Annotated in this window: 18 protein-coding genes; 2 read left to right on the top strand and 16 right to left on the bottom strand. The window is 67.2% G+C overall.

The genetic code is table 11. The annotated features are described in order from the left end of the window. Nucleotides 1–42: 42 nt before the first annotated feature. Nucleotides 43–2967: an aconitate hydratase gene (locus BM144_RS01110; protein ID WP_092948960.1), complete on the bottom strand. Its 2925-nt coding sequence runs from the start codon at nt 2965–2967 to the stop codon at nt 43–45. Nucleotides 2968–3585: 618 nt separating this feature from the next. Next, nucleotides 3586–3876 carry an H-NS histone family protein gene (locus tag BM144_RS01105; protein ID WP_092948958.1) on the bottom strand — a complete coding sequence of 97 codons (291 nt, stop codon included), beginning with the start codon at nt 3874–3876 and terminating at the stop codon, nt 3586–3588. 224 nt (nt 3877–4100) lie between these two features. On the opposite strand from BM144_RS01105, the gene BM144_RS01100 reads away from it, so the two are divergent. After that, a complete protein-coding gene (locus BM144_RS01100) occupies nt 4101–4943 on the top strand; it encodes a symmetrical bis(5'-nucleosyl)-tetraphosphatase (RefSeq protein WP_092948956.1) in 843 nt (280 codons plus the stop codon). A 43-nt stretch (nt 4944–4986) separates the two neighbouring features. Here BM144_RS01100 and BM144_RS01095 read toward each other — a convergent pair whose 3' ends face one another. From BM144_RS01095 to BM144_RS01060, 8 genes are all read right to left on the bottom strand, one after another. Then, the gene (locus BM144_RS01095) at nt 4987–6480 is read right to left on the bottom strand and encodes a DEAD/DEAH box helicase (RefSeq protein ID WP_092948954.1); all 1494 of its coding nucleotides are present in this window, start codon (nt 6478–6480) and stop codon (nt 4987–4989) included. Nucleotides 6481–6590: 110 nt separating this feature from the next. After that, nucleotides 6591–7472: a KPN_02809 family neutral zinc metallopeptidase gene (gene ypfJ / locus BM144_RS01090; RefSeq protein ID WP_092948952.1), complete on the bottom strand. Its 882-nt coding sequence runs from the start codon at nt 7470–7472 to the stop codon at nt 6591–6593. Nucleotides 7473–7532: 60 nt separating this feature from the next. Beyond that, nucleotides 7533–7820 (bottom strand): hypothetical protein, encoded by a 288-nt coding sequence (locus tag BM144_RS01085; RefSeq protein WP_139225608.1) that lies wholly within the window; start codon nt 7818–7820, stop codon nt 7533–7535. Nucleotides 7821–7894: 74 nt separating this feature from the next. Then, on the bottom strand, nt 7895–8242 hold the full coding sequence (locus tag BM144_RS01080; protein ID WP_245783476.1) for a hypothetical protein: 348 nt from the start codon (nt 8240–8242) through the stop codon (nt 7895–7897). Between the two features lie 177 nt (nt 8243–8419). Beyond that, nucleotides 8420–8986 carry a dCTP deaminase gene (gene dcd / locus BM144_RS01075; protein ID WP_092948948.1) on the bottom strand — a complete coding sequence of 189 codons (567 nt, stop codon included), beginning with the start codon at nt 8984–8986 and terminating at the stop codon, nt 8420–8422. A 99-nt stretch (nt 8987–9085) separates the two neighbouring features. Continuing rightward, nucleotides 9086–10396, bottom strand: a complete 1311-nt coding sequence (guaD, locus tag BM144_RS01070) for a guanine deaminase (protein WP_434802634.1) — start codon at nt 10394–10396, stop codon at nt 9086–9088. Further along, a complete protein-coding gene (locus tag BM144_RS01065) occupies nt 10377–11765 on the bottom strand; it encodes a heavy metal sensor histidine kinase (RefSeq protein WP_092948944.1) in 1389 nt (462 codons plus the stop codon). Before BM144_RS01065 ends, guaD begins: the two co-directional genes overlap by 20 nt. Continuing rightward, nucleotides 11762–12460: a heavy metal response regulator transcription factor gene (locus tag BM144_RS01060; RefSeq protein ID WP_139225607.1), complete on the bottom strand. Its 699-nt coding sequence runs from the start codon at nt 12458–12460 to the stop codon at nt 11762–11764. Before BM144_RS01060 ends, BM144_RS01065 begins: the two co-directional genes overlap by 4 nt. Before the next feature lie 165 nt (nt 12461–12625). Here BM144_RS01060 and BM144_RS01055 point away from each other — a divergent pair, with 165 nt between their 5' ends. Next, a complete protein-coding gene (locus BM144_RS01055) occupies nt 12626–13069 on the top strand; it encodes a CzcE family metal-binding protein (RefSeq protein WP_092948942.1) in 444 nt (147 codons plus the stop codon). 36 nt (nt 13070–13105) lie between these two features. Here BM144_RS01055 and BM144_RS01050 read toward each other — a convergent pair whose 3' ends face one another. The 6 genes from BM144_RS01050 to BM144_RS01025 form a co-directional block, all read right to left on the bottom strand. Further along, complete coding sequence (locus BM144_RS01050) at nt 13106–14203, bottom strand: BMP family ABC transporter substrate-binding protein (protein ID WP_092948940.1); 1098 nt, start codon at nt 14201–14203, stop codon at nt 13106–13108. A gap of 127 nt (nt 14204–14330) precedes the next feature. Next, nucleotides 14331–15272 carry a 2-hydroxyacid dehydrogenase gene (locus tag BM144_RS01045; protein ID WP_092948938.1) on the bottom strand — a complete coding sequence of 314 codons (942 nt, stop codon included), beginning with the start codon at nt 15270–15272 and terminating at the stop codon, nt 14331–14333. A gap of 94 nt (nt 15273–15366) precedes the next feature. Further along, the gene (locus BM144_RS01040; protein ID WP_092948936.1) at nt 15367–17829 is read right to left on the bottom strand and encodes a penicillin acylase family protein; all 2463 of its coding nucleotides are present in this window, start codon (nt 17827–17829) and stop codon (nt 15367–15369) included. Nucleotides 17830–18041: 212 nt separating this feature from the next. Continuing rightward, complete coding sequence (locus BM144_RS01035) at nt 18042–19130, bottom strand: adenosine deaminase (protein WP_092948934.1); 1089 nt, start codon at nt 19128–19130, stop codon at nt 18042–18044. Between the two features lie 85 nt (nt 19131–19215). Then, a complete protein-coding gene (locus BM144_RS01030) occupies nt 19216–20406 on the bottom strand; it encodes an amylo-alpha-1,6-glucosidase (protein WP_092948932.1) in 1191 nt (396 codons plus the stop codon). A 247-nt stretch (nt 20407–20653) separates the two neighbouring features. Beyond that, complete coding sequence (locus BM144_RS01025) at nt 20654–21814, bottom strand: BMP family ABC transporter substrate-binding protein (protein WP_092948930.1); 1161 nt, start codon at nt 21812–21814, stop codon at nt 20654–20656. Between the last annotated feature and the right edge of the window lie 83 nt (nt 21815–21897).

Genomic DNA, 21897 nt, shown 5'->3' with positions numbered 1-21897 from the left:
TGCCGCACGGGCGGTGGCCCGTCCGTCCGCTCGAACCACCTTTCAGGAAGTCAGCAGTTGGCGCAACACATAGGGAAGAATGCCGCCGGCGCGGTAGTAGTCGACCTCGATGGGGGTGTCGATGCGCAGGGTCACGGTCACTTCCTGGCGGGTGCCGTCGGCGCGGCGGATCACGAGTTGCGCGTCGCTTTGCGGCGCGAGCGCCGGATCGGGCACCACATCGATGGTTTCATCCCCCTTCAGGCCCAGCGATTCCCAGGAGTCGTCGCCGCGGAACTGCAGCGGCAGCACCCCCATGCCCACCAGGTTGGAGCGGTGGATGCGCTCGAAGCTGCGCGCCACCACGGCCTTGATGCCCAGCAACTGCGTGCCCTTGGCCGCCCAGTCGCGGCTGGAACCCGTGCCGTACTCTTCCCCGGCGAAGATCACCGTGGGGGTGCCGTGCGCCAGGTACTGCATGGCCGCATCGAAGATGTACATCTTGGTGCCGTGGTGAGACCCCTCGTTCTGGAAGACCGTCAGGCCGCCCTCCTCGCGCGAACCGTCCTCCTTGGGTGGAATCATCAGGTTCTTGATCCGCACGTTCGCGAAGGTACCGCGCATCATCACGTCGTGGTTGCCGCGGCGGGCGCCATAGCTGTTGAAGTCCTGCTTCATCACACCGTGCTGCAGCAGCCATTGGCCCGCGGGCGAGGTTTCCTTGATCGAACCCGCCGGCGAGATGTGGTCGGTGGTGATGGAATCGCCGAAGAGGGCCATGATGCGTGCCCCCAACACGGATTGCGACCCTTTTTGCCCTGATGCCGCCGATTCCATTGAATTCTCTGCTACAGAATCAATAGCAAATTTCGCAAAGAACGGTGGCTCGGCGATGTAGGTGCTGGCAGGCCAGTTATAGGTGTCGCCAGTCACGCCCTGGATCTTTCCCCACAGCGCGCCCGGATCCGTCTTGACCTTGCCGTAGTTCTCGCGGAACGCCTTGCCGTTCATCGCGTGCTTCATGAGCTGGTGCACTTCTTCGCTGCTGGGCCAGATGTCGCCCAGGTACACCTGCCGGCCTCCGCGGCCCTTGCCCACCGGCTCGCTCATCAGGTCGCGCAGCACCGTGCCGGCGATCGCGTAGGCCACCACCAGGGGCGGGCTCGCAAGGAAGTTGGCCTTGATGTTGGGATGGATGCGCGCCTCGAAGTTGCGGTTGCCCGACAGCACCGCCGCGCACACCAGGTCGTTACCGGTGATGGCGTCGTTGATCTCGGGCGCCAGATCGCCCGCATTGCCGATGCAGGTCGTGCAGCCGTAGCCCGCGACGGCAAAGCCCAGCTTCTCCAGGTACGGCAGCAGGCCCGTTTCGGTCAGGTACTGCGTCACGATGCGCGAACCCGGCGCCAGCGATGTCTTGATGTGGGGCTGCACCTTCAGGCCCGCCTCCACCGCCTTCTTGGCCAGCAGGCCGGCGGCCAGCAGCACGCTGGGGTTGGACGTGTTGGTGCAACTGGTGATCGCGGCGATCAGCACGTCGCCATTGCCGATGGTCGGATCGGAGCCCTTCGCCGGCAGCCGGATCGACGGGTCGGCGTGCTTGACCGCGAGCCGGGGCTTGTTGTGCTCCATCTCCACGAGGAAGCGCGGGCCGCCCGCAGGCGTCGCCTTCTCGTCGGGAACGTCTTCACAGACGCCCTCATCGCCGCGGTGGATGTGGTGCCGCGTGTGCAGCAGTTCGGCCGGGCGGTTGAATCCGTTCTCGCCCGCGGGCTTGGCGAACAGCGCGGTGAACTGCTCCTTGACCTTGCCGAGTTCGATGCGGTCCTGCGGCCGCTTGGGACCGGCGAGGCTCGGCGTCACATCGCCGAGGTCGAGCCGCACCACCTGCGAATAATCGATGTCCCCGGCCTGCGGCACGCCGAACAGCCCCTGGGCCCGGAAATACGCCTCGAACGCCTCGATCTCGGTCCGGGTGCGCCCCGTGCCCTGGAAGTAGTCGATGGTTTTCTCGTCCACGGGAAAGAACCCCATCGTCGCGCCGTACTCGGGCGCCATGTTGCCGATCGTGGCACGGTCCGGCAGGGACAGCGTGCGCGTGCCCTCGCCGAAGAACTCCACGAACTTGCCCACCACCTTGTGGCGGCGCAATATCTCGGTCACGGTCAGCACCAGGTCGGTGGCGGTCACCCCTTCGCGCAACTGGCCTGTCAGCTCGAAGCCCACCACATCCGGCGTGAGGAAATACACCGGCTGCCCCAGCATCGCCGCCTCGGCCTCGATACCGCCCACGCCCCAGGCGACCACACCGATGCCGTTGATCATGGTGGTGTGGCTGTCGGTGCCGACCAGCGTGTCGGGGTAGTAGACGCCATCGGCGCGCTTGTGCACCCCGCGCGCGAGGTACTCCAGGTTCACCTGGTGCACGATGCCGAAGCCCGGAGGCACCACGCCGAACGTGTCGAAGGCCTGCATGCCCCATTTCATGAATTCATAGCGCTCGCGGTTGCGCTGGAATTCGAGCTTCATGTTCAGGTCGAGCGCCTTCTTGCTGCCGTAGTGGTCGACCATGATCGAGTGGTCCACCACCAGATCGACCGGCACCAGCGGTTCGATCTTCTTGGGTTTCTTGCCCAGCCGCTGGGCCACGCTGCGCATCGCGGCCAGATCGGCCAGCAAGGGCACGCCCGTGAAATCCTGCAGCACCACGCGCGAGACGACGAAGGGGATCTCGTCCTTGCGGTCGGCCACCGGCTGCCACCGCGCCAATTGCTCCACATGCTCGGGCGTCACTTTCAGACCATCGCAATTGCGGAGCACCGACTCCAGCACGATGCGGATCGACACAGGCAGGCGCCCGACCTCGGGAAACTGCCGCGCCAATGCAGGCAGCGAATAGAACTGGCCGCTTTTGCCCGATCCGGTGGTGAATGTCTGGAGGGTCGATGCGAAAGCGTGGGTGGAAACCACGGAGGACTTCGAGGCCATGTAGCACTACTCCTTTTAATTGGGGGCGACCTTGCCATTCTGGCAGTCCGGGAATTCGATGCAATCGTGGGGCGATGAATGGAAGACACCCGGCAGGCTTTTCATGCGATGCCGGCGGCAGCGGGAAGTTCGGTACCGCGGCAATTCAATGGTTTTCGGTCACGGGCTGCGAAACCCTGCCCGTTCATCGTGGCCCGCCATGGCGGCATGGCAGATCGTTTGGATATCGGCAGCCCGGCGTTCCGTCCTGCAATAACAGGGGGCAGAACTGTGTTAATCGCGAGGCACGCGCCATTTGCACGCAAGCGATAAATGCCGCCACAGGCACAGTGCCCTTATCCCACGCATCCAAGAATCGGCGCATTCCACGCCACGGCAGCTCGGCCATTAAACGGCTTGCCCATAACCCGGGTGCTGGAAAACCGGACGATTCGAAAGCCTCCCTTCTCGCCCTGCAATCAGCGCCAACCGGCACTGCCCGAGAGGGCCTTGAAAAACGCACCCCGGAAAAGCAGAAACCCGCCATGGGCGGGTTTCAATGATTCGACCACTGTCCACAGGGGACGGCAGGGCCCGTCGGCAGCAGCACTTGGCCGACAACCGGTACAGGCCTGAATATCAGATGGCGAATTGATCGCGATTTTCGTTCTGGATCCATTTGGGCGCCTTGCCGCGGCCCGTCCAGGTCTGGCCAGTGGCCGGATTGCGATATTTGGGCGCCACTTTGGTACCGGCGCTGGCACTGCGGGCACGGCCGGAGGGGAATACATCATCAGCCTTCAGGCCATACTCCGTGACAAGGGAGCGAACCTGGGAGATCGCGTCCGACAGTTCGCGGCGGCGGGCCTCGCTGATTTGCTGCTCGAGTTGGTCGCGCTGTTTCAGCAGATCTTTGTAGCTGGTGGTCATGTCAGTCGAAGTGGAAGTGGAAAACGAGGTCGCATTATAGAAACTATTTTCGATTAAGTGCGCCACTCCGGATTCATCCATTTGGAAAAAGCCTTGCCGGATGGCGGATGCGGAACTTTGAAAACCCACCCTTCTCGAAGCCCGCCTGCCTCCAATAGCAGATCCGGCAAGCCTCCGGCTTTCCCCTTCACAATGGCGCCTTGCACAATTAACCCAACACGACCATGGCCCTCTACTGCATTGGAGATATTCAGGGGTGCGACAGCGCACTGCAGCGCCTGCTCGACACCATAGGGTTTTCTCCAAGCCGGGATACGGTTTATCTCCTCGGCGACCTCGTGAATCGCGGGCCGGAATCCGCACAGGTACTTCGGCGATGCGCTCGGGCCGGCGACAGTGTCCGGAGCCTGCTCGGCAACCATGACCTGCATCTTCTGGCGGCATCGCTAGGTGCCCGCAAGCCCTCCCGGCGCGACACGATCCAGAGCGTGCTGGAAGCAGCCGACCGGGACGCGATGCTGGAATGGCTGAGGCAGCAGCCGCTCGCCCGGGAGCACCGCCACGGCGGAGAACGGCTTCTGATGGTGCATGCAGGCGTTATGCCTTCCTGGACTGCGGAAGACGTGCTTCTCCATGCTGCCGAGGTGCACGCACAGCTGCAAGGGCCGGGGTTGGCGGAGTTCATGCAGGCGATGTACGGAAACCAGCCCGACCGCTGGAGCGGCGATCTTTCGGGAATGGACCGCTGGCGGGCCATCGTGAACGCGTTGACCCGGCTTCGGTTCTGCACGCCCGACGGACGCATGGATTTCGAAAGCAGCGAAAGCGCCGAGACAGCGCCGGAAAACCTCGTACCGTGGTTCGATGCACCGGGCCGCCGCACACAAGGAACGCTGATCGCGTTCGGCCACTGGTCCACGCTGGGATGGATGAACCGGCCCGATCTGCTGGCGCTCGATACGGGGTGCGTTTGGGGTGGCTGCCTCAGTGCCGTGCGCTTCGGCGCCACACTGGCCGAGCGCGAGCATCTCAGCGTGCAGTGCGATCAGGCCCAGGCGCCGGGCTGATCAGGCCGGCACCCCGGGGGACCCAGGGCCCGGCACCACCCCGTCAGTGGGAGGAGGTTTCCGCGTCCGGCGCGGTGGCCTTGAACAGCGCGGCCACCTTGCGCTTCGGCTTGATGTTGGCCGAAATGCCACTGCGGGCAGGCTGCGACCTGGCGGACGCCTCCCAGCTCGGTGCCGCATCCACGGCACCGGCTTCATACGGCTTGTCGAAAAACGGATCGCGCGACACCGAGGCCGGAGCCCGGTAACCACCGCCGGAACGCCCTTCACGGGTTTCCCGGCCTTCGCGTGCGTCGCCTCGTCCGTCACGGCGCGGTGCGCGTGGCTCGCCTCCGCCCGATTCTTCATCGCGCCAGGCACGGCGCCCATCGTTGAAACGGCCCCGCGGACGATCGTCGTCGCTTTCGAGCGCTTCCAGTTCGATCTTCTTCTTGGTCAGCTTCTCGATGTCCGCCACCAGCCGGGCATCGCTGCTGGAGACCAGCGTGACCGCGAGCCCGGAAGCGCCGGCGCGCCCCGTCCGGCCGATACGGTGTACGTAATCTTCGGCATTGAAAGGCACATCGAAGTTGAAGACCGCCGGCACGTCCTTGATGTCCAGCCCGCGGGCCGCGACATCGGTGCACACGAGCAAATCGACCTCGCCCCGCTTGAAGGCATCCAGGGCCTTGAGGCGCTCGTCCTGGCTCTTGTCACCATGCAGCGCAGTGGCTTTGAGCCCTTCGCGCTCCAGGGTGCGGGACAGGCGCGCACACCCCAGCTTGCTGTTGACGAAGATGAAAGCCTGCTTCACCCCGCGCGTGCGAAGGATCTGGTGGACTGCCCGGCGCTTGTCGTCGTCACCCACGCTGTAGAAGCGCTGCTCGACCGTGGAAGCCGTCTCGTTGGGGCGCGCCACCTCGATGGTGATCGGGTCCTGCAGGTAGCTGCCCGCCAGCCGCTTGATCTCCGGAGAGAAGGTGGCCGAGAACAGCAACGTGGTGCGGGTCTTGGGCAGGTAGCTCAGGATGCGTTGCAGGTCGGGCAAGAAACCGATGTCGAGCATGCGGTCGGCCTCGTCGAGCACGACGTACTCGACCTGGTTCAACACCGCATTCTTGGCCTCGATGTGGTCCAGCAACCGGCCCGGCGTGGCCACCAGCACTTCAACGCCCTTCTTGAGCTCCAGGGTCTGGGGCTTCATGTCCATGCCGCCGAACACCACCGTGCTGCGGAGCTTGGTGTATTTGGCATAGAGGGCGATCTGCTGCGCGACCTGGTCGGCCAGTTCGCGCGTGGGCAGCAGCACCAGGGCACGCACGGGATGTCGCGCCGGGGAGGTGGAACTGTTCTCGTGCTTGAGCAGGCGCTGCAGCAAGGGCAACGAGAAAGCAGCCGTCTTGCCGGTGCCGGTCTGCGCGGCACCCATCACATCCTTGCCGGTGAGGACCACCGGAATGGCCTCGGCCTGGATGGGGGTCATCGACGTGTAGCCCATTTCGGCCACTGCGCGCGCCAGCGGCTCGGCCAGCGATAAATTGGAGAAAGAACTTGTCATTTGAGGCCGTTATTGTCGCACCAGCCCTCCCGTGGGGCTATTTTCAGCCCCATGCCGCCGCCGCCAGGTCTTTTTATGCTATTAAAAACATAGCAATTCCAACCGGAAAATCAAAGATTGCGGCTGGAGAAGGTGTCGCAAGCCTTCACGCTGCCCGTCTGCAACCCGGTATGGAACCACCGCTGGCGTTGCGCGCTGGTGCCGTGGGTGAAGCTGTCGGGCACCACGGCGCCACCGGAAGCACGCTGCAAGGCGTCGTCGCCGATCTTCGCCGCCGCGTTCATGGCTTCTTCCACGTCGCCCTGCTCCAGAATCTGCCGCGCGTTCTGGGCATGGTGCGCCCACACGCCGGCGAAGCAATCGGCCTGCAATTCAAGACGGACCGAGAGGTGGTTGGTTTCGACCTGGCTCACCCGGCCCCGCATCTGGTCCACGCGGCCGCTGATGCCCATGAGGTTCTGCACATGGTGGCCCACTTCATGCGCGATGACGTAGGCCTGCGCAAAGTCGCCCGGGGCCCCGAGCCGGGTCTTCAGGGTTTCGTAGAAGCCCAGGTCGATGTAGACCTTGCGGTCGGCCGGGCAGTAGAAGGGGCCCATCGCCGCCTGCCCCGTGCCACAGGCCGTGGGCGTGGAGCCGCGGAACAGCACGAGGCGTGGGTTCTGATAGGTGCCTCCGCCCTGGCGGAACACCTCGGCCCAGACATCTTCGGTATCGGCCAGCACGGTAGAGACGAAACGGGCCATGGTGTCGTCCGCAGGAGGGCGGTGCGCAGGCGCCTGTTGCGTCTGGACATGGGCAGGTGCGCCACCGCCGCTCAGCAGGCCCAGCAGCGTGATCGGATTGATGCCGAACACCCACCCACCGATGAGCGCAATGACGATGGTGCCGATGCCGATGCTGCGCCCGCCGAAGATGGGCATGCCCCCCCCACTGCCTTCATCGCGCCGGTCCTCGACGTTGTCCGATTCGCGATTGCCGTCCCATCTCATCGTGCGTACCTCAGCAGCGGTTCATCCTGAAGGCCGGATGGTAATCCCGGAACGTCCCGCTCAGCGGAGCACTACCAGCGACTGGCCCGGCATGCCGGAATCCGCCTGGACCGTCGGCACTCCGGAGGTGGTCTGCGCGCCGCCCGGCGGCTGCATGCCCCTCGCCACCCAGGAGGCCTGCTGCTGCGCCGCGTGCTGGACGTGGTCCTCCAGCACCCAGGCCATGACAGCCACCTGGAACGCGATCACGACCGCGCCCAGGGCAAGAAAGCCCGGCCGGGCAACGGGGCGCGCGGGCGCATCCTCATGCATCCGGGATGACGAAAAGTCGATGGTGGGGTTGGACATGTATGACGCTCCTGGACAAGACGCTGCCAGGGCCGACGCCCCGAACAGGCATCGCCGGACCCTGGCGCCGCGGTTCAACGGTGGCACCAATGCAGTCCGGCGACTGCAGGCTCGGTATCCTGAAAATATTCGGAAAGCTCCTGGACCAAGGCCCGCAGCGTCTCGCCCTGCAGGCCTCGGGCATGCTCGATCTGCTCCAGGGCGTAGCGGCGATCGCCCAGCATCATGGCGGCGCTGATGCAGTGCCCTCGGGCCGCCATCTGAAGGAGAAAGGCATCCAGGGTCTGCGCGGGCCAGTAGCGTGGTCCACGGGAGCCGGAAAGGCATTGGGAGTAGCGGGCCGAGGCGCCCGGCCGCTCGGAAGTCAGACCCACCGGAGCGCCGGTGGCGATAGCGGAATGTGACAGGGATGGGGCAAGCATGGCGGCGTCCTCGAAGCGGTACTGCGATCAGTCTGCCGGGGCTGTGTGACAAACATCACAGCATGCAACGGCAGTCCATGGCAGGGATGCTAGGCCTGCGCTACCGTGCCCGCATCGGAGAAAAACGCCGCCCGCTTGTAGGACACGCTCCAGTCGCAGCGCGCTCCTGCCCTCCGCTCAGGCCTTGGGCAGCGTTACGCCGACCTGGCCCTGGTATTTACCGCCGCGGTCCTTGTAACTCACGTCGCAGACTTCGTCGCTCTCGAAGAACAGCACCTGGGCACATCCCTCGCCCGCGTAGATCCGCGCCGGCAGGGGCGTGGTGTTGCTGAATTCGAGCGTCACATAGCCCTCCCATTCGGGCTCGAACGGCGTGACGTTCACGATGATGCCGCAGCGTGCATAGGTGCTCTTGCCCAGACAGATGGTGAGCACGTTGCGCGGGATCCGGAAATATTCCACCGTGCGTGCCAGCGCGAAGCTGTTGGGCGGAATGATGCAGCTGTCGCCGTGGAAGTCGACGAAACTTTTCTCATCGAAATGCTTGGGGTCCACCACCGTGCTGTGGATGTTGGTGAACACCTTGAATTCGGGCGCGCAGCGGATGTCGTAGCCATAGCTGCTGGTGCCGTAGCTGATGATCTTGCGGCCATCGCTCTCGCGGATCTGGCCGGGCTCGAACGGCTCGATCATCCCGTGCTGCTCGGCCATGCGGCGGATCCATTTATCGCTCTTGATGCTCATGTGCTTCCTCTCCTCGGGCGCGCCAGGTCGAAGGCGGCGCGCGGACGCGATACTACTCTTTTCATAGCTGAATACTGGCGCTCCACATGCCCTGCAGGCCTATGGCTTCGCTGCGATCACGGCGCGCTCGACCACCCGGTCATCGCCCAGCACGATCATCGCGAACAGCAGCTCGTCCAAGCTGGACGCCTGCTCCGCCTTGCGTGCCAGCATCGGGGTGGCCCGGGGGTTCAGCACCACGAAATCCGCCTCGCAGCCCGGCTGCAGATTGCCGATCACCCCTTCGAGCCCGAGCGCCTGCGCAGCGCCGGCCGTGTGCTGCCACCACAGGTGGCCGGGCGACAGCGAGAGGCCCGGCTTGGTCTGCCCCTCGCGCCCGACATAGTAGGCCGCGAGCATGGTGTGGAACGGGCTGAAGCTGGTGCCGCCGCCCACATCGCTGGCCAGACCGTAGCGGAACCCCACCCGGTCGGCCCCCGCGTAGTCGAAGAAACCGCTGCCCAGAAACAGGTTGCTGGTGGGGCTGACGGCCGCCACGGTGCCGGTGTCGCGCATGAGCGCCCGGTCATCGTCGTCGAAGTGGATGCAATGCGCATACACCGCCCGTTCGCGCAGCAGTCCGAAGCCGCCGTAGATCGAAAGATAGCTGCGGGCCTCGGGAAAGAGTTCGCGTGCCCAGCGGATCTCGTCGCGGTTCTCGGCCACGTGGGACTGGATCCATACGTCCGGGTAATGGGCCGCCAATTCACCCGCGCCGCGCAGTTGCGCCTCGGTGCAGCTCGGCGCGAAACGCGGGGTGATCGCGTACCCCAGGCGGCCGCGGCCGTGCCAGCGGTGGATCAGCGCCTCGGTGTCGAACAGGGACTGCTCCGTGCTGTCGCGCACGCCATCGGGCGAATGCCGGTCCTGCAGCACCTTGCCGGCGATGAGCCGCAATCCGCGCGCGTCGGCCTCCGCCATCAGCGCATCCACCGATGCGGGATGGGAGGTGGCGAAGGTGAGTGCCGTGGTGACACCGTTGCGCAGCAGTTCGTCGATGAAAACGGTGGCCACGCCACGTGCATAGACTGGGTCGGCAAAACGCGATTCGTGCGGGAAGGTGTAGTTCTCCAGCCAGGGCAGCAGCCCTTCGGCGGGCGACCCGATGACATCGGTCTGGGGGAAATGCACGTGCATGTCGACAAAACCGGGGGCGATGATGCGGTCCGGCAAATGCGTGACCGGCAAGCCGGTGAAACGCGGCGCCAGCGAGGACCAGGCGCCTGCGGCGACCACGCGCGGCACGCCGGCAGCGTCCGGGCCGACGGCCAGCAAGCCGTGTTCGTCATAGATGGGCAGGCCGCCGGCATCGAATCGCAGCAGCGCTGCGCGGTAGAGGTGGGCAGGGGATTCAGGGGGTGGCAACGGCATCGCGGGCATGGGCCCATGATGACACGGTCCCATGCCCGTGCCCGGGCCGCTCGGCGGGCAGTCGCAGGCCGATTTCCACGCCCGCACCGTCCGACACGGCATACACATCGCCGCCGTGCATGCGTGCAATCGCCGCCACGATGGACAAGCCCAGGCCATGGTGGCGGCCGGCCTGCGGCCGTGCGCTGTCGGCACGGTAGAAGCGGTCGAAGATGCGCGGCAGGTGCTCTGCCGCGATGCCCTCGCCCTCGTTGCGCACCGACAACCGGACGGCAACTGCAGGAGCGGGCTCCGGCACTATGCGCACCTGCAGTACGGAGCCCGGCACTGCGTAGCGAGTGGCATTGCCCACGAGGTTCGACAACGCACGACGCAGCAGCCGGGCATCCACCGCCATGCTCGCGTCGCCGTCGATGGCGATCCGCAGGCCGGACTCCTGGAGGGCCGCCTCGTGGAACTCGAGCACCTCGCCGGCCAGCGCCGCCAGGCTCGCCACACTCTCGCAGCGCAGCGCCGTGCCGCGATCGGCCCGCGAGAGGAACAGCATATCGGCCACGATACCGGCCAACCGGCGCAGATCCTCCAGGTTGGACGCCAGCGTCTCACGCAGCTCCTCCTCCCCGCGCGAGCGGCGCAAAGCCAGTTCGCAACTGCTGATGAGGGTAGCCAGGGGCGTATTCAGCTCGTGCGCCGCATCGGCGTTGAACGCCTCCAACTGGTCATGGGCGCCGGCAACGCGGTCCAGCAGCGCATTGAACTGTCCGATCAGCGGCTGCAGTTCGGTCGGCTGGGCGGAGCCGTCCAGGCGCCGGCCGCCGCTCCTGGCCGCGATGCCGGCGGTCTGTGCGACCAGTTGCCGCAGCGGCGAAAGGCCGCGCCGGACCCGCCAGAAAGCCCCGAGCGACACGGCTGCCGCTCCGGCCAGCGCGGCGATCAGCAGCGTCCAGCCCAGCCGGCGCAGCAACGCGTCGTCGGCGCGGGTGTCGAGCACCAGCGTGGCGAAGAAGGCATGCGGGCGCTCCGGCGGGCCGTTGACCTCGATCGAGCGGCGGACCTGGTCTTGCGACGACAGGAGTGCCGGATTGCGGACATAGACGACCTCGCCCCGGGCATCGGTCACGCGCAACGCCAGTTCGCCGTGCCCTGCCAGCATGTCGTCGAGCATGTGGCCTGCCTGCGCATCGTGCCCCGGCCGGTGCCCTGCCAGCACCTCGGCCACCGCCCGCTCCTTGCTGGCGATGGATTCCTCCTGCCGCTGCGCGAGCGTCAGCGCGATGACGAGGTACACCGCCGCGCACACGACGCCCAGGCCCAGCACCGTCTGCACGGCCAGCCAGCGCGACAGCGCCCCCCCGAGCGAAGCCGTCATGGCTGCATTTCCGCGGGCCGTGGCTCCAGCACATAGCCCATGCCGCGCACCGTGTGCAGCAGGGGCCGCTCGAAAGGCTGATCGAGCTTGCCGCGCAAGCGCCGCACGGCCACCTCGACGACGTTGGTTTCGCTGTCGAAATTCATATCCCACACCTGCTCCGCCAGTTCGGTGCGCGAAAGGACCTCGCCCTGGCGCCTCAACAGCAGGCTCAGCAGGTTGAACTCCTTGGCAGTCAGGTCCAGCCGCTGCCCGGCGCGCACCGCCTTGCGGCGGATCAGGTCCAGTTCCAGATCGGCCATGCGCAGCACCGTGGCTTCTGCAGGCGCTGCGATGCCCCGCGCACGCCGCAGCAGCCCATGCAGCCGTGCCACCAACTCGGAGAATGCAAAGGGTTTGACGAGGTAGTCGTCCGCGCCTGCCTGCAGGCCCTGCACACGGTCTTCCACCCGGCCCTGGGCCGTGAGCATGAGCACTGGCGTCTGCCGGCCGGTGCGCAGGGCAGCCAGTACGGCGATACCGTCGATGCCGGGCAGCATGCGGTCCAGCACGATGGCGTCGTACGTGTATTCGGTGGCACGGTGCAGCCCGTCCACGCCGTCGTGCGCCACATCGACCACGAACCCCTCCTCCCCCAGGCCCTTGCGCAGGTATTCCGCCAACTTGGGCTCGTCTTCGATCAACAGCAGTTTCATGCGCCGGATTGTGCCCAGGGCGCACTGCCGCGGAGATGACGAATTTGTCATCTCCGCGGCGGCGGCCTGTCGGGGACACCTTTCTAGAGTCGGTGCTGTCCCAAGGCCATCGCCGCAAGACATGGCTTCCGTTTCATCCACATCCACTTCAGGAGATCGACATCCATGAAAAGCATCCGCCACTCCCTGTCTGCCGCCCTGGCTTGCGCCGCCCTGCTGCCGGCGGCCGGCTTTGCCAGCGGCATCATCCACAGCGTCCCCACCGAGTCGGGCTACACCTCTCACCCCGACCACGCAGGTACCGCCCCGGCCGCCGCCTCCCGTTCTGGGGGCGCGGTCGAAGGCACGGCTTACGCCAGCGGCCAGTCCACCCTGGGCCGGCCCGCGAGCGCAACGGATGCAGCGCGCACAGTCGATGCCTCGCAGACGCGGACGCTCAACGTGAAATGCGGCCAGACCATCGCATTCCGCAATGGAGACAAGACCTTCGCGTGGAAATTCGATGTGGCGGCCCACCGCCCGGTGAGCCTGGCCGCAATCAGTCCGCCGGACTTCGGCGCGGGCACGCTGCAGGTGTATGTCGCGCCGAACGAAGGCGAACGCAACTGACGCCCCAGGGCCTCCGCCGCGGGCCGCGGGCAGCGCCTATCGCTGCACGCCCTCGGCGAACCAGTCCATGCGCAGGATCTGCTCGTCGGTCAGCGTGCGGCCGGGGGCGATCACCTCGCGGCCGGTGTTGTCGCGCACGGGCGACGCTCCGGCCCGGAACGGGTGCAGGCGGCCGCGCGCGATGTCCTCCTGCCGGGCCAGCACTTCCTTCCGCACGGCGGGGGGCACCTTGCTGCCGAAGCCTTCCACACGCACCATGCCCTCGCGCACGCCTCCCCAGACGTTGCCGCTCTTCCAGCGGCCCTCGCGCACGGCGCGCACACGCTCCGTGTAGTAGGCACCCCATTGGTGGGTGACGGCCAGGATCTGCGCGTCCGGGCCGACCTGCCGCATGTCGGAGTGGTAACCGATGGCGAAGCGGCCCCGCTCCTGCGCTGCCGCCATCACGGCGGTGGAGCCGGTGTGAAAGGCCACGACGTCCACGCCGTCGTTGAAGAGCGCCATGGCGGCGTCGCGCTCCTTCGGAGGATCGAACCAGGCGTTGAGCCACACCACCTTCACCGTGGCCTTGGGGTCCACCGAGCGCATGCCCAGCGTGAACGCATTGATGCCCTGCAGCACCTCGGGAATCGGGAAGCCCGCCACGAAGCCCGCCACGTGCGACCGCGTCATGCGGCCGGCGGCCACCCCGGCGAGGTACCGGCCTTCGTAGTAGCGCGCGTTGGCCGTGGCCACATTGGCCGCGGTCTTGTAGCCCGTGATGGACTCGAACTTCACATCGGGGAAGTCGCGCGCCACCTTCAGGGTGGGCTCCATGTAGCCGAAGCTGGGTGTGAAGATGATCTGGTGCCCCGTGGCCGCCAGATCGCGGATCACGCGCTCCGCATCGGCGCCCTCGGCCACGTTCTCCACGAAGGTGGTGCGCACCTGCGGCCCCAGCGCGGCCTCCACGGCGCGGCGGCCTTCCTCGTGCTGCCGCGTCCAGCCGGCCTCGGTGATCGGCGACACATAGACGAAGCCGGCCTTCACCGGCCCGGGCTGCTGAGAAGCCCCGGATGCGGCTGGCTGCGAGAACGCGGCGGGGGAAAGGAAAAGACAGGCGGCCGCGAGCGCGGCAGCGAGGTTTTTGTACATGGTGGTCCTCTACATGGTCCCGGGCTCTGAAAAACGAAAAGGCTGCCGGGACAGCAGCCTTTTGGCGGAAAAACCGCTTGCGAAAGCCGGCGGATTCTACCCGCCGGCCCCGCGCAGCGCAGGCGCTTCAGACCGGGGATACCACGCCGGTCCCGGCGAAATGCCCCGCAGCGTTCGCGAGGAAGCGGTCCACGCTGGACTGCACGGCCTCGGGCGACCAGCCGGCCACGTGGGGTGTCAGCACCAGGTTGTCGAGCCCGATGAGGGCCTCGGGCGGATGCGGTTCGCTTTCGTAGACATCCAGTCCCGCGCCGGCGATGCGGTGCTCGCGCAGCGCGGCCGCCAGCGCCTCGGTATCGACCACGCTGCCGCGTGCAATATTCACCAGGTAGCCCAGCGGGCCGATGGCGTCGAGCACCTCCGTGTTCACCGCATGCCGCGTGGCGGGACCGCCGGGCGTGGCGCACACGAGGATGTCGCACCATTCGGCGAGTTCGCGCAGGCTGGCGAAATACGTGTGGGGCACGCCCTCGCGGGGGCTGCGGTTGTGGTAGCCGATCTGCATGTCGAAGCCGGCCGCGCGGCGTGCGATCTTCTGGCCGATGGTGCCCAGGCCGAAGATGCCCAGGCGCTTGCCCGAAACGTTCGGCGGCAGGCCGATGGCATCGCGCCACACGCCTTCGCGGCAAAGCCGGTCCAGCGGGCGCAAACCGCGCACGATGGAGATCAGCAGCCCGAAGGCATGGTCTGCCACGCAGTCGTCGTTGGTGCCCGCACCGTTGGCCACCGCGATGCCCCGCGCCCGGGCGGCATCGAGCGCGATGTTCTCGTAGCCCGCGCCCAATGCGCAGATGAGCTCGAGCGACGGCATGGCCTCGATCTCCTGGGCGGTCAGCCCGACCGAGCCGATGGTCAGCACCGCGCGGAACAGCCCGCCCTGCGCGGCGATGGCCTGGGTGCGGTCGTTGGGCTGGGGCGCGTAGTGCAGGTCGTAGACCGCGGCGATCTGCGCCTGGTGCTGCGGCGACAGGGTATTGAGGACGAGAAGGGGAATGCGGGGTGTGGACACGGTGTTGCTTCCATTCGGTGGCGCGGAACGCCCGGGAAACGGGCGCTGGGACGGCCGGTCTCCCGATTGTGCGCCAGCCCAACCGGCCCCTGCGCTACGGGCGCACGGTGATCGTGCGGTAGCCCGCGTCTGCGGTGATTTCGTCCTCCGTGAAAGGCACGCGCAGCCATTGCCGCTCGCCGTAGGCCCGGGTGGAGTCGCCCTGGTGCGGCGAGGCCGGGTCGTCCGAGAGCGAGTGGGCCAGCAGCGTGTGGGCCTGCACGCGCCCTGCCGGAAAACCCACCACCTGAAGATAGCTGTTGCCGTGCGGCTGGCCGTCCATGCTGTAGCCGCCCCGATCGATGGAATTCTCGGAGCAGGTGATGATGAAGTAGCCCCATCCGCAGCCGCCGTAGAGCGGGATCTTCTGCCCCCCGCGCGTGGCATAGAGCACCTCTCCCCGGGGTGCGTCCATCGCGAACCCGCTGGCACGCACCTTCGCGACCGCCTCGGCGAAGGCTTGCCGCAGAGGTCCCGCCGCCGCAGGCCGCAGCCCCCGGGGCGTGTCGATGGGGCGCGCGGGGTCGAAGGCCTCGGCATACAGCTGCGTGGCCGGCAGCGCCTGCACGCGCCTCCAGAACTCGTCCCAGACGTGCGAGCCGCGCGCGGTGGCGCTGCCTGTATTGTCCCAGGCGCGCAGCGCGGCGCATGCGGAAGCCACCTCCACGTCGCTGCCGTTCAGGGCGATTTGCGGCGCCGCACACACGATGCCGAGGGCGTCGTCCTTGAACCGCTCTGCCGAGAAGACGCGGCTGCCCAGCACCATCTGCCGCACCGCTGCGCTGTTGGCCAGCCGCCCCGCGTACCCGTCGGTACCGGCGAAACGGTCGAGCACCATGGCGTGGCCCAGGCGCGTGCGCAGGGTCTGCGCCTGGGTGCCCGCCGGCCCGAAGATGGCGGGAAACCCCGTGAGCGGCGCGTGGACGTTGGTCAGCCAGTAGCTGTCATTCATGTTCGCGACGTAATCGGGCCGCAACTGGCTCGGCATGCGCTGGGGCCCCAACGCACCGGCCTGTACCGAATCGGGATCGCTCTGCCAATCGCAGTCGCTGCGCGATCCATCCAGGAAGGGCACGTTGGGAAGCGCCGCCGCGACGGCCTTGGCGGCCGCCGTGGCGCAGGCGGCCATCTGCCCGGCGCTGACATTGGGCACCGCACCGATATCGGCATACCAGGCGTCGGGCTGGCCGCGGCCCACCGCCACGGTGTTGACCCACGGCGTCGCCGCCTCCTGGCGCTGGATGCCGATGAATTCGTCGAGCGATTTCGCCTGGCTCCAGCGCATCCACATGCGGAAACTGCGAAAGTTCCCGGCATTGATGTCGCGGATGGCAAATGCCGTGGTGTCGCTCCAGGCCAGCGCCGGATTGAGGCGGTCCAGGTTCACCACGGGCCCGACTTCCGTCTGGTAGAGCGTGCGCGTCACGTCGACCAGCTCTCCGGACGGACCGCGGTTCTGCACGGTGATCGTGTGGGGCTCCATCGCCACCCGCCGGCCGTCGCGCAGATAGCTGGTGCGGTCGCCCTCGGCGAGCTGAAGCTGGTAGAGACCGAACCTGCGTGCGGTGGACACCGTGTGGCTCCAGGCGATGTCGGCATTGAAGCCGATCAGCACCACCGGAATGCCGAGGAACGACACGCCGCTCACGTCCAGCTCGCCCGGGATCGTGATCTGGGCCTGGTAGAAGCGGTCGGCCCCCTTCCAGTACCAATGCGGATTGCCGAACAGCAGCGCGGTACCTTCACCGGTGGCGGCCGACCCGAAACCCATCATGTTGCTGCCGATGCCGAGCGTGCCGCCCACCTGCAGTGCGGGTGCGCGCGTGAGGCGGGGGTCGATGGCGGCCGTGCGCGCGGTCGCATGCGCTGCGGCAGCCTGCGACGGGGCCTGCTGCGGCAGCGTGGCATTGGCGATCGCCGCCGCGAAATTGCTGTACCCGCCGGCGAGGTTGGCGGCGAACATGCGGCGCCACAGATCCTGCGCGTCGATCGGCCGCACCCAGGGTTCGGTGCGGCAGGCCGCGTGGGCCGTTTCGGACGTGCGGGCCTCCTGCACATAGCGGTTGTAGCCGGCGGCAAAGCCTTCCACCATCTGGCGCAGCTTCTCGGGCTGCGCGGCCGCCATGCGCTGGATCACATCGGCCGTGAGCACGTGGCGGTGGAAGAAGTCGGACTCGATGTTGAGCGGGCGGCCGAGCGTGCTGTCGTAGGCCACCCGCGCGTCGCCGCCGAAATGGCGCGAGCGCTCGCCCCGGTAGGTCAGGAAGGAGTCCGCCATGGTGCACAGGTTGTCCTGCGCCTGCGCGTAGCCGTACCCGAAGCCGGCGCTGCCCCAGCTGTCGGCCTTGATGTGGGGAATGCCCATCGCGGTGCGGCGGATCTCGGCCTGGTAGGTGGAGGCCGGTCGGCCGGAGGCGGCGTCGCCGATGGCATTGCCGGTGCTGCCTCCGCAAGCCGTCAGTGCGGCCAGGCACAGCGCGGACAGCGGACGCAAACCGCAACAAGATGATTCATGCATGCAGACAGATCTCCTGGAGGTGGCACGCTCTCGGGCCACGGAATCCGGTTCCCCCCGACGTGGGTGCGGGCGGGTTCGGTGCGAGCCGGTGGGGCTCCAGGGAAATGACGCAGAACGGCCCCGGACTGTTCAAAACCTTCGGGCATGCGGGCGATAACGCGCACGGAGGACAGCGGGGGCAGAGGGCCCCACCCACCGCCTCCGCCCGCGACTCACTCCCCGGACAGCGCGGCCCGTTCGAAGTGCTGCCGGAGCCGCTGCATCCACTCGCGCCGCTGCGCCTCGGGAGCGAAGCTGGCCTCGAAGCTGTTGAAGGCCAACTGGTACGCGTGGCGCGCCGTCAGTCCCGGATCGGCGGCAAAGAGCTGCAGGAAGTTGTCGTTGACGTACCCGCCGAAGTACGCGGGATCGTCGGAGTTGACCGTGGCGGCCAGGCCCGCATCCAGCAACTGGCGCAGGTTGTGGCGCGCCAGATCGGGGAACACGCAGAGCTTGAGATTGGAGAGCGGGCACACGGTGAGCGGAATGCGCTCGCGCGCGAGCCGTTCCATCAACCCGGCATCGTGCACGGCCTGCACGCCATGGTCGATGCGCTCCACGTGCAGGACATCCAGTGCACTGCGGATGTAGGCCGGAGGCCCCTCCTCGCCCGCATGGGCGACCAGCCGCAGGCCCAGCCCGCGGCAGCGCGCGAACACGCGCGCGAACTTCTCGGGGGGATGGCCCACTTCGCTGGAATCGAGCCCCACACCGATGAACTTCTCGCGCAACGGCAGCGCCTGCTCCAACGTCGCGAAGGCGTCTTCCTCGCTCAAGTGCCGCAGGAAGCACAGGATCAGCGATGCGCTCACCCCCAGCCGCTCGCGGGCATCCACGCATGCGCGGTGCAGGCCGCCGATCACCACGTCCATGCCGACACCGCGCGCGGTGTGCGTCTGGGGATCGAAGAACATTTCGGTGTGCACCACGTGGTCGGCCGCCGCACGCTCCAGGTAGGCCCAGGCCATGTCGTAGAAGTCCTGCTCGTTGAGCAGCACGCTCGCGCCCGCGTAGTAGATGTCGAGGAAGCTCTGCAGGTCGGTGAAGGCGTAGGCCCTGCGCAGCTCTTCCACGCTGGCATACGGAATGCGTACGCCGTTGCGCTGCGCCAACGCGAAGATCAGCTCCGGCTCCAGCGAGCCCTCGATGTGCATGTGCAGTTCGGCCTTGGGCATGGTGCGCAGCAACTCGGGCAGGCGCGCTGCGCCGAGGGCAGCAAGGTGTTCGATGTGCGCGTCGATGGCGGGGTGGTGATCGGTCATAGGGAGATCCGTGGGAGTTTCAGGCGGGCGCCCCGGGCGCGGGCGGATGGAGCATAAGGCGCGACGGCCCCGGCCTGCCGCGCCGTCACCAGGCAGCGCATTCGCCCTGCAGCGCACGCCGCGCCAGCAGGAAGGTCGCCGCATTCCAGCTCTGGCCGGCCATGCCCATCGGGGCCAGCGTGCGGCCGTGGAACCACTCGGTGAAGCGCCAGTCGTCGCGCGCATTCGCGCGCGCCAGCTTTTCCAGTTCGGTCCAGCCTGCCGAGTGCAGCCCCAGCTTCGCGAGCGCCATCACCCAGAAACCGCCCACGAAGGGCCAGATGCCGCCGTTGTGGTACTGGTGCATCAGGTTCTGCCGGTGCCGGCCCATGTAGGCACGCCAGAGACTGTGCTGCTGCGAGAGCGGGTGCAGCACCACGCGCACGGGGTGGGCATCGCCCGCGTGGGTGGCCTCGATGGCGTTCGTGATGCTGTGCGCCATGGCCTCGTCGGCCAGGCCGCCCTGGATGGCGAGCAGGTTGCCGAACACGTCGCCCTCGTCGCCCACCACCGCCAGGTTCACGAAGCTCAGATAGAGGCCGGGATCGCGCCGGCCGCGGCGCGCGTAATGCTGCAGGAGCCGCGCGCGGTGGTAGTGGGGAAGATCGCGCTGGAAAGGATTGAAGAGATGGTTGAAATGGTGGTGCGTCTCTTCCGCATGGCACAGCGCGAAGCGGCGCTTCACCTCGAACCACAGCGCGTTCGTGTAGAGCACGTAGCCCGACCGCGGCATGATGTCCGCCCAGTCGCTGGCCTCGTTCTGCTGCAGTAGCCGGAAGTGCTGGTGCTCCTGCGCCAGCAGCCAGCCGATCGCCCGATCGACGCTGTCCGACCAGTGCGATCCGCCCACCTCGCCGTGCCGGCGCACATGGTCCACCGCGATCAGCCACCACAGCGTGGCGTCGATGCAGCCCAGGTACCAGAAATCCGCATCCTGCCCCTCGGGGTCCACGTATTTCGGGATCTGCCCATTGGGCGCCTGCTGCGCCGCGAGTGCGTCCAGGCTGGCCACCGCACCCGCTTCGAGGGCCGGCACGCCGCTGCCGCACATCGCCATCACGCAGATGGCCGCGTCGCGTCCGAAGATGCGCGTGTAGCGCCGTGCCACGGCCGCCGCGGTGCGGCTTGCGGCAAGGATGCCGTGGGGTGTGAGATTGCTTTCGAGCAGTGCAAGCGAGGCCTCGGAGCACGCATCGATCAGCGCGAGCGAAGGGGCGTCGAGTGGATGGTCGGTCATGGGCATGCGGGGGCAGCGGGGATCGTTTCCTTGTTGGAGTCCGCGGCGGGCTTGGCAGCGCCGGACCGCGGGCGTGTGACTCATGGAGCCCCAGGGGCGGGCCCGGTTCCATTGTGCAGTCGGGTCCGTGCCCCTGAAAACCCCCTGGCCCCGTCCCTGCGGCAGCGCGCCCCAAAAAACAAGGGCCGCCCCGGGGCGGCCCTTGCCTGACCGTTCCGCTGCCGCAGCGGGCAGCAGCGCCTGCCGGTTACTTCTTGTCGCCGCCCGGCACGGTGCCTTCCACGCCCTTGACGTAGAAGCTGATGCCCGAGAGGAATTTATCGTCGGCCACCACGTCCTTGGCCAGCAGCTCCTTGCCGTCCTGGCCCACGATGGGGCCCTTCCAGATCGAGAACGAACCATCCTTCAGGCCGGCCTTGACCTGCTCCACCTTCGCCCGGGTCTCGGCGGGCACGTCTTCGGCGATCGAGACGAGATCGATCGCGCCTTCCTTCACGCCCCACCAGTGCTGGCCCGTGGTCCACTTGCCTTCGAGCACTTCGCGCGTGGACTGGATGTAGTACGGGCCCCAGTTGATGACGGCCGAAGCCAGGTGGGCCTTGGGTCCATAGGCGGTCATGTCGGAATCCCAGCCGAAGGCGCGCTTGCCCTTCTCCTGCGCGGTTTTCAGCACGGCCGGCGAATCGGTGTTCTGGAACAGCACGTCGGCGCCGCCGTTGATGAGGGACGTGGCGGCTTCGGTTTCCTTCGGCGGGCTGAACCACTCGTTCACCCACACCACCTTGGTCTTGACCTTCGGGTTGACCGACTGCGCACCCAGCGTGAAGCTGTTGATGTTGCGGATCACCTCGGGAATCGGCACCGAACCCACCACGCCGAGCGTGTCGGTCTTGGTCATGGCGCCCGCGATCACGCCGGCCATGTAGGCGCCCTCATAGGTGCGGCTGTCGTAGGTGCGGACGTTCTCGGCGGTCTTGTAGCCCGTGGCATGCTCGAACTTCACGTCCTTGAATTCGGGCGCCAGCTTCTGGATGGTTTCCATGTAGCCGAAGGTGGTGCCGAAGATGAGCTTGTTGCCCTGGCCCGCCATGTCGCGCAGCACGCGCTCGGCATCGGCCGACTCGGGCACGCTCTCGACGAAGCTGGTCTGCACCTTGTCGCCAAACTCCTTCTCGATGGCCTTGCGGCCGTTGTCGTGCGCGAACGACCAGCCGCCGTCGCCCACCGGGCCGACATACGCGAACGCGATCTTGAGCGGCTCGGCCTTGGGCGCCGGCGCCTGGGCGGCGGGCGCAGCCGGTGCCGCAGGCGCCGGCTCGTCCTTCTTGCCGCAGCCCGCCATCGCGGCGGCCGCCAGGGCGGAGAGCGCGGCCACCTTGAGCAGCGAACGCTTGTGCAGATCGGTCATGTCGAAAGTCCTTCAGGGAAAAGGTTGAGAAGGGTTCTGGAACCCGGAAACGGAAATGATGGCACGCGGCGGCTCAGCCCGGC

Source organism: Paracidovorax konjaci, assembly GCF_900112675.1.
GTDB classification, from domain to species: Bacteria; Pseudomonadota; Gammaproteobacteria; order Burkholderiales; family Burkholderiaceae_C; genus Paracidovorax; species Paracidovorax konjaci.
This window is presented reverse-complemented; position numbering and strand designations above follow the sequence as displayed.